We start from the raw sequence: 7,365 nt of genomic DNA, 5'->3' as shown, positions 1-7,365 counted from the left end.
AGAACTACGTGTCGAGCATTCTGGAGAAGCTCGGCCTGGCGAGCCGTACGCAGGCCGCCGTCTACCTGATGAAGCAGGCCGGAGAGTAGTACGGGCGTGCGCGGGCGGCGGGGCCTGCCGGCTGACGTCCGCCCGCATGACCGGTGCCGGGTGACCGGTGGCGGGTGACCGGTGGCGGGTTGCCCGAAGGTCCCGTCGGCTCGGGGCTGGAGGTCCGCCGGCCCGGTGTCCCGATCGTCCCCTGACGGCTCGGCCCGAATAGGGGATCGTTTCCCGTGGAGGGCGTCGGACCACGACGGACGATCCCGGAGCCCGGATCACTCGGCCGGTACCGGTGCACCATACGTCGGTGGTCGTGGCGGATATCGTCCCGAACAACACGTCTGGAGACGTCGGATGCTGGTTCAGAAGAATTCGATGCGAGGCAACGGCGATCTCCATTCAGATTGTTCCGGGGAGCTGGAGACCGGGGCGGTGGAGAAGCACCCGGTTCCGGAGCTCCATCTTGACAACCGGGAGACCGTGGAGACGCACACCGCGATCCTTTTCCTCACCGCGGACCGCGTCTACAAGTTGCGCAAGCCGGTCGATCTCGGCTTCGTGGACCTCCGGACCCGGCGGGCGCGGCTCGCGTCCTGCGAGGACGAGGTGCGCCTCAACCGGCGCCTCGCCCCGGACGTGTACCTCGGCGTCGCCGACATCAGGGACGAGACCGGTCACCCGCGCGACCACATGGTGGTGATGCGCCGGATGCCCGCCGACCGCCAGCTCTCGGAACTGGTGCGCGGCGGCGCCGACCTGACCGGCGAGCTGCGCGCGATCGCCCGCACGATGGCGGCGTTCCACGAGCGGTGCGAGACCTCGCCGGAGATCTCCCGGGCTGGTGGGCTCGCCAACCTGGAGGCGCTGTGGCTGGAGGCGATGGACGCCGTCGCGCCGTTCCGTGGCTCGATCCTGGACGCCGGCACCGTCGACGAGATCGGCCGGCTGGCCCTGCGGTATCTGGCCGGCCGGGCGCCCCTGCTGGCGGAGCGGCAGCGCGCCGGGCGGATCCGCGACGGGCACGGCGACCTGCTCGCCGACGACATCTACTGCCTGGACGACGGCCCGCGGGTGCTGGACTGCATCAACTTCGACCGCCGGCTGCGGGTCGGTGACGTCCTCGCCGACGTCGCCTTCCTCGCGATGGACCTGGAGCGGCTCGGCGCCCCGGCGGCGGCCCGGACCTTCCTCGACGCCTACCGCGAGTTCTCCGGCGAGACCCATCCGGCGTCCCTGGAGCACCTCTACATCGCCTACCGGGCGTTCGTCCGGGTGCGCATCGCGTGCATCCGTGACCACCAGGGCGATCCGGAGGCCGCTGAGGAGGCACGCCGCCTCGCCGACATCGCGCTGGCGCACCTCCGCCGGGGCCGGGTACGGCTGGTGCTGGTCGGCGGGCTGCCCGGGACGGGCAAGTCGACGCTGGCGAGCGGCCTGGCCGCCGAGCAGGACGAGTGGGTCCTGCTGCGCTCGGACGTGGTGCGCAAGGAGCTCGCCGGCCTCGCCCCGGACGTCGCGGTCGATGTCGAGCCGGGTGCGGGGATCTACAGCGCCGAGTCGACCGAGCGCAGCTACGTCGAGCTGATCACGAGGGCCCGGCAGGCGCTGGCACGCGGTCAGAGCGTCGTCCTCGATGCCTCGTGGTCGTCCCGGCGGTTCCGGGAGCTCGCGGCTGAGACGGCAAAGGAGACCGGCGCGGACCTGGCGCAGGTGCGCTGCGTGGCACCGACGCGGATCGCCGTCGCCCGCATCGCGTCCCGGCGGGCCGTGCGGGCGTGCGGGACCGGCGGGGACGCCTCGGATGCGACCGGCGTGGTGTACGCGTCGATGGCTGATCGGACCGACCCCTGGCCGGCCGCGCTCGACGTCGACACCACGGTGTCCGTCGCGGAGACGGTCGCCGCCGCGGGGCGAATCGTCGACTGACGTCCGTGCGGCGCCCGGCGCCGCCCTTTCCGGAACACCTGCCCGGACGGCGTGCCGGCCGGCGCGGACCCCTGTCAGATGCCCGTTCGTCGAGTCCCCGCCGTGAGGGAGACGAGCTCGCACAGCGAAGGAGAAGAGTGCGATGGCCGGAATCGTGGTCGGAGTGGATGGGTCGGCCGACGCCGAGGAGGCGCTGCGGTGGGCGATGGCGCAGGCGCGCAGGCAGGACTCCCCGCTCACCGTCATGCTCGCCTGGGATCCGAAGCACTGCCCGCCCGCCGTGTCCTCGGTGACCGCGACGGCGGGCGCGGAGAAGGCGGGCGCCGGGACGGCGGGCGAACATGAGACCGAGGCCGCGGCCTACCACGTGCTGCAGACCGCGATCGGCCGCGCAGCCAAGCTCTCCTGGCCCACCGCGATGGTCGAGAAGGTGGAGCGACGGGATGCGGCCGAGGCGCTGCTCGACGCCTCCACCGAGGCGGAGATGCTGGTCGTGGGGCTGCACGGGGCCAACCGGAAGCACCGCCTGTTCGCCGGTTCGGTCACCGACGTCTGCCTGCACAGGGCGAGGTCGACGGTGGTCGTCGTGCGGGCCGGTCACCTCCGGCCGACGGGTCCGGTGGTCGTCGGTGTGGACGGCTCCGCGGCCTCGGTCGCGGCGGTGCGGGTGGCGGCGGCGCAGGCCAGGTCGCGTGAGACCAGCCTGCGTGTCGTGCACTCCTGGTTCCCGGCGGCCCCGCTCTACCCGGGGGCGTACGTGGGGCTGGACGTCCCGACCCTGGAGAAGTCGGCGCGGGAGCTGCTGGACGACTGCGTCGCGCGGGCACAGGTGGAGAACACCGGCCTGCGTGTCGAGCGGGTGCTGGTCGAGGACGCGGCGGCGCCCGGCCTGCTCCGGGTGTCCACCGACGCGAGCCTGCTCGTCGTCGGCGCCCGCGGGCACGGCGGGTTCGTCGGGCTGCTCCTCGGCTCGGTCAGCCACCAGTGCGTTCACCACGCCGACTGCCCGGTCGCCGTCGTCCGGGCAGCCGGCTAGCGCCCGAGTCTCAGGACCGCGGCGCGCGGGTGTTCCTCACGTCATGCGGCGGTGCGGCCCGCTGCTTGCGGCCTGCCCCCGACCGGTGTCTCCGTGTTCTCCTCGAAGGGAATGCCGAGGTCGAGATCGGCCAGCAGCTCGCCCCAGCCCGCGAAGTCCCCGACAGCCAGGCCGCCGCGGGTGACCCGGAGCACGCGAGCGTGCCGGCCGCCGTCCATCGCAATGATCGTCTCCTCGACCCGGTATCCGTTGCTGGTGCTCCATCGCATGCAGTCAGGGTGCCCCGCTCCGCGCGGGCGTTCACCGGCGTGCGGTCACGCGCTGGCATGACCTTCGGCGAGTCCCGGTGCGACCGTCCGCCCCGGCCAGCTCCACTCCTGGATCTCGGGCATGTCCTCGAAGTACTCGGTGACGTAGGCGTGGTGGCGCGTCAACTGGTCCTGGCAGTGGCTGACCAGGCGGTCCGTGCCGGGATGGGTGGCCCGGGCGAACTCCACGGCGAGCTGCGCCAGGTGGTACCGGCTGAGACCGTTGCGCACGACCATGTCGAACGGGGTCGTGGTGGTGCCCTGTTCGGTGAACCCGCGGACGTGGAACCGCTGCGGGTTCGCCCGGCCGTGCAGCAACTGGTGGACGGCCCGGCTGTAGCCGTGGAAGCCGACGACGACGTCCGTCGAGTCGGTGAACAGCGCGCGGAACATCGGCGTGGAGAACCCGTGCGGATGCAGGTCCGAGCGCAGCAGGGCCATCAGGTCGATGATGTTGACCACCCTGACGGCCAGGCTGGGCACGTACCGGCGGAGCAGGTCCGCGGCCGCGAGGATCTCCATCGTCGGCACGTCGCCGATTCCGGCGAGCACCACGTCGGGATCGCGGCCGAGGTCGGCCTCGGTGCCGGCCCAGTCCCAGACCGACCCGCCGCGGGCGGCGTGCTCGGCGGCCTCGTCGGCGGTCAGGTACTGCAGGTGCGGCTGTTTGTCGGCGACGAGCAGGTTGACGTGGTCGCGGCTGCGCAGGCAGTGGTCGGCGACCGAGAGCAGGCTGTTCGCGTCCGGCGGTAGCCAGATCCGGGCGACTCCCGGCGAGAGCGGCACGACCGTGTCGATGAGCCCCGGCCCCTGGTGGGAGAAGCCGTTGTGATCATTGCGCCAGCAGGTGCTGGTCAGCAGGACGTTCAGGCTCGGGACGGGCGCGCGCCACGCCAGCCGGCTCGCCTCCTGGAGCCACTTGGTGTGCTGGATCACCATCGACGCCGACACCATCGCGAACGCCTCGTAGGTGGCGAACAGGCCGTGCCGGCCGGTCAGGGTGTAGCCCTCCAGCCAGCCCTCGCACAGGTGCTCGGAGAGGACCTCCATCGCCCGGCCGGCCGGGCTGACCCGGTCGTCGCGCGGGTCGATCGGCGCGACCAGGCAGCGGTCGGTGACGTCCAGGATCGCGCCGAGACGGTTGCTGGCCAGCTCGTCCGGGCTGAAGACCCGGAAGGTGGTCGGATTGTCCCGGTAGATGTCGGCCAGCATCTCGCCCAGCGGCCGGGTCGTCTCGTGGACGAGGCTGCCGCGCCGCGCCGGGTCGATGTCGAGCGCGTGGGTTCGCCAGTCGCGCAGCCGCAGCGGCTCGGTGCGCAGGCCGCCGTTGGCGTAGCTGGTGGCGCCGAGCCGGGCCGGGCCTTCCGGGGCGAGCGCCGCCAGCTCGGGCACCAGCCGGCCGTCGGCGTCGAACAGCCGCTCGGGCTGGTAGGAACGCAGCCAGGCCTCGAGCTGGGCGAGATGCTCGGGATTGTCCCGCACCCCCGACAGCGGCACCTGGTGCGCTCGGAACGTCCCCTCGACAAGGACGCCGTCCACCTTGTGCGGGCCGGTCCAGCCCTTCGGGGTCCGCAGCACGATCATCGGCCAGATCGGCGCCTCGGTGACGGTGGCACCCGGTCGCCGGGCCGTCCGCTGGATGTCGCGGATGCGGGCATGCGCGGTGGTCAGCGCGGCGTCGAAGGCACGGTGCACCGCGCGGACGTCGTCGCCCTCCACCCACAGGACGTCGTACCCGTGGCCGGCGAACAGGTGGTTCAGCCGTTCCCGGGAGAGCCGGCCGAGCACCGTCGGGTTGGCGATCTTGTACTCGTTGAGGTTGAGGATCGGCAGCACCGCGCCGTCGCGGGCCGGGTTGAGGAAGTCGACGCCCTTCCAGCTGCCCTCCAGCGGGCCGGTCTCGGCCTCGCCGTCGCCGACAACGGCGGCGACCAGCAGATCGGGGTGGTCGAACACGGCGCCGAACGCGTGGACGAGCGCGTAGCCGAGCTCGCCGCCCTCGTGGATCGACCCCGGTGTCGGGACGCTGACGTGGCTCGGGATACCACCGGGGGTCGAGAACCTCCGCACGAGCTGGGTCAGCCCGGCGACGTCCCGCGACACGCTCGGGTAGATCTCCGAGTACGTGCCCTCCAGGTAGGTGTTGGCGACCAGCGCCGGCCCGCCGTGCCCGGGGCCGGCCACGTAGAGCACGTCCTGGCCGGTCCGGCAGACCAGCCGGTTCAGGTGGGCGTAGACCAGGTTCAGCGCCGGGGACGTCCCCCAGTGGCCCAGCAGCCGCGGCTTGATGTCGTCGCGGCGCAGCGGCCGGCGCAGCAGCGGGTTGTCCATCAGGTAGATCTGCGCCGCGGTCAGGTAGTTCGCCGCGTTCCAGTAGGCGATCAGCCCGTCCAGCTCGGCCCCCTCGAGCCCGTGCTCCAAGCCGCCGTGTTCGTGGTCGCCTTGTTCCTGGTCGTGGACGGCCGGAGCGGTCATACGCGATCCTCTCCTGTGCGGTGCCAGCGGTCCCGAACAGGCTCCCACTGCCAGCCGGGGATGCGCTCCAGTGCGTCGCGTCGCGTGCCGGAGAGGTCACCCTCCAGGTGGGCGATGCGTTCGCCGGCGGCCCAGGCGGCCAGCGGGAAGCCGTCCGAGTCGATGTAGCCGTCCGGGATGAGGGTATCGCCCTGAGTATGCGCGTAGGCCCGCAACGCGGCCAGCCCCTGGTCGAACCGGGAGTCCTCCGCCCGTTCCTGCGCCGCGGACAGCCGCCCGACGCCCCGCTCCAGCCGTCTGGACCGCCACGCGTCGTCGGTGGCGGTCCTGTGATCACCGGTCACGACCCTCATCGCCTTCCTGCCTGGCCTTCCCGCCTGATCCGCTGCCTGCGGATCGTCGGATTTCCACCCCGCAACTTTCTTCATCACGGGGTCGGGCGGTAAGCGCTCTTCGACCCGGTGCCGGCGGGTCGAACGTCCTTCCTGGCGCTGGTCAGGTGCGCAGCGGTGCGTGGGCGAAGTCGACGACGCCCTTGTCGAAGTCGACGGCGGCCCGGAAACCGAGGACGTCACCAGCCCGGTCGGAGGAGGCGAACACGTGCCGGACGTCCCCCGCGCGGCTACGCCCGGTGATCACCGGCTCGGTCGCGCCGTGGGCCCGCGAGAGGGCATGCGCCAGGTCACCGATGGTGCGCGGCCGGCCGCTGCCGATGTTCAGCGCCGTCAGTCGGCCGGGCTCCGCCTCGCGCCGGTGCAGCGCCAGCGCGTTCGCGCGGGCGACGTCGGTGACATGGACGAAGTCGCGGCGCTGGCCGCCGTCCTCGAACACCGCCGGCGGCTCGCCCCGCTCCAGCGCGCTGCGGAAGATGGCGGCGACACCGGCGTACGGGGTGTCCCGCGGCATCCGCGGGCCGTACACATTGTGGTAGCGCAGGGCGATGACGGTTCCGTGGCTGGCCGCCGCCCACGCGGAGGCCAGGTTCTCCTGGGCCAGCTTGGTGGCCGCGTAGACGCTGCGCGGGTCGAGCGGCGCGTCCTCGGTGACCGGCCGGGGCTCGAGTGGACGTCCGCACGCCGGGCAGGGCGGCTCGAATCGCCCCGCGGCCAGGTCGGCCTCCCGCCGGGGGGCGGGGCGCACCGGGCCGTCCGCCGTGCACCGGTAGGCGCCCTCACCGTAGACGACCATCGAGCTCGCCAGGACCAGCCGCGGGATCCCGGCGCGGACCATCCCGGCCAGCAGCACGGCGGTGCCGAGGTCGTTGTGCGACGCGTAGGCCGGCAGGTCGGCGAGGTCGACGCCCATCCCGACCATGGCCGCCTGGTGGCAGACGGCGTCCACCCCGTCGAGCGCGGCGCGGACCTGGCCCGCGTCGCGCACGTCGCCCTCCAGAAACTGGGCGCGGTCGTCGATCTCGGGCCGGTGACGGTGCGCGGCCGGCAGCAGCGCGTCCAGGACGCGCACCTCGTCGCCGGCGGCGAGCAGGACGTCGACGATGTGGGAGCCGATGAAACCGGCGCCGCCGGTGACGAGAACGCGCACGTCGCGAACGCTACCGCCGGTTTCCGGTGCCGGATC

At 72.8% G+C, this 7,365-nt stretch carries 6 protein-coding genes and 1 pseudogene; 3 read left to right on the top strand and 4 right to left on the bottom strand.

The features are described from left to right. From MXD62_RS32510 to MXD62_RS32500, 3 genes and pseudogenes are all read left to right on the top strand, one after another. Positions 1 to 89 (top strand): annotated as a pseudogene (locus MXD62_RS32510) (DNA-binding response regulator); the annotation flags it as partial. A 328-nt stretch (positions 90 to 417) separates the two neighbouring features. Continuing rightward, positions 418 to 1,968 (top strand): AAA family ATPase, encoded by a 1,551-nt coding sequence (locus tag MXD62_RS32505; protein ID WP_248833179.1) that lies wholly within the window; start codon positions 418 to 420, stop codon positions 1,966 to 1,968. A 142-nt stretch (positions 1,969 to 2,110) separates the two neighbouring features. Continuing rightward, entirely contained in the window at positions 2,111 to 3,004 is an 894-nt protein-coding gene (locus tag MXD62_RS32500; protein ID WP_248833178.1) for a universal stress protein, read from the top strand. Positions 3,005 to 3,045: 41 nt separating this feature from the next. Here the strand turns inward: MXD62_RS32500 and MXD62_RS32495 are convergent, their stop codons facing one another. The 4 genes from MXD62_RS32495 to MXD62_RS32480 all read right to left on the bottom strand — a co-directional run bounded on the left by MXD62_RS32495 (position 3,046) and on the right by MXD62_RS32480 (position 7,329). After that, positions 3,046 to 3,273 (bottom strand): hypothetical protein, encoded by a 228-nt coding sequence (locus MXD62_RS32495; RefSeq protein WP_248833177.1) that lies wholly within the window; start codon positions 3,271 to 3,273, stop codon positions 3,046 to 3,048. Between the two features lie 45 nt (positions 3,274 to 3,318). Beyond that, positions 3,319 to 5,787, bottom strand: coding sequence for a phosphoketolase family protein (locus tag MXD62_RS32490; RefSeq protein ID WP_248833176.1), 2,469 nt, complete (start codon positions 5,785 to 5,787; stop codon positions 3,319 to 3,321). Further along, the gene (locus tag MXD62_RS32485) at positions 5,784 to 6,140 is read right to left on the bottom strand and encodes a helicase associated domain-containing protein (RefSeq protein ID WP_248833175.1); all 357 of its coding nucleotides are present in this window, start codon (positions 6,138 to 6,140) and stop codon (positions 5,784 to 5,786) included. The genes MXD62_RS32490 and MXD62_RS32485 overlap by 4 nt, the downstream gene beginning before the upstream one ends. Positions 6,141 to 6,282: 142 nt before the next feature. After that, positions 6,283 to 7,329 (bottom strand): NAD-dependent epimerase/dehydratase family protein, encoded by a 1,047-nt coding sequence (locus MXD62_RS32480; RefSeq protein ID WP_248833174.1) that lies wholly within the window; start codon positions 7,327 to 7,329, stop codon positions 6,283 to 6,285. Positions 7,330 to 7,365 lie beyond the last annotated feature (36 nt).

The sequence above is a fragment of the Frankia sp. Mgl5 genome (assembly GCF_023242985.1).
GTDB lineage: Bacteria > Actinomycetota > Actinomycetes > Frankiales > Frankiaceae > Parafrankia > Parafrankia soli.
The sequence above is the reverse complement of the archived record's forward strand: the minus strand, read 5'-3'. Positions and strand labels throughout refer to the sequence as shown.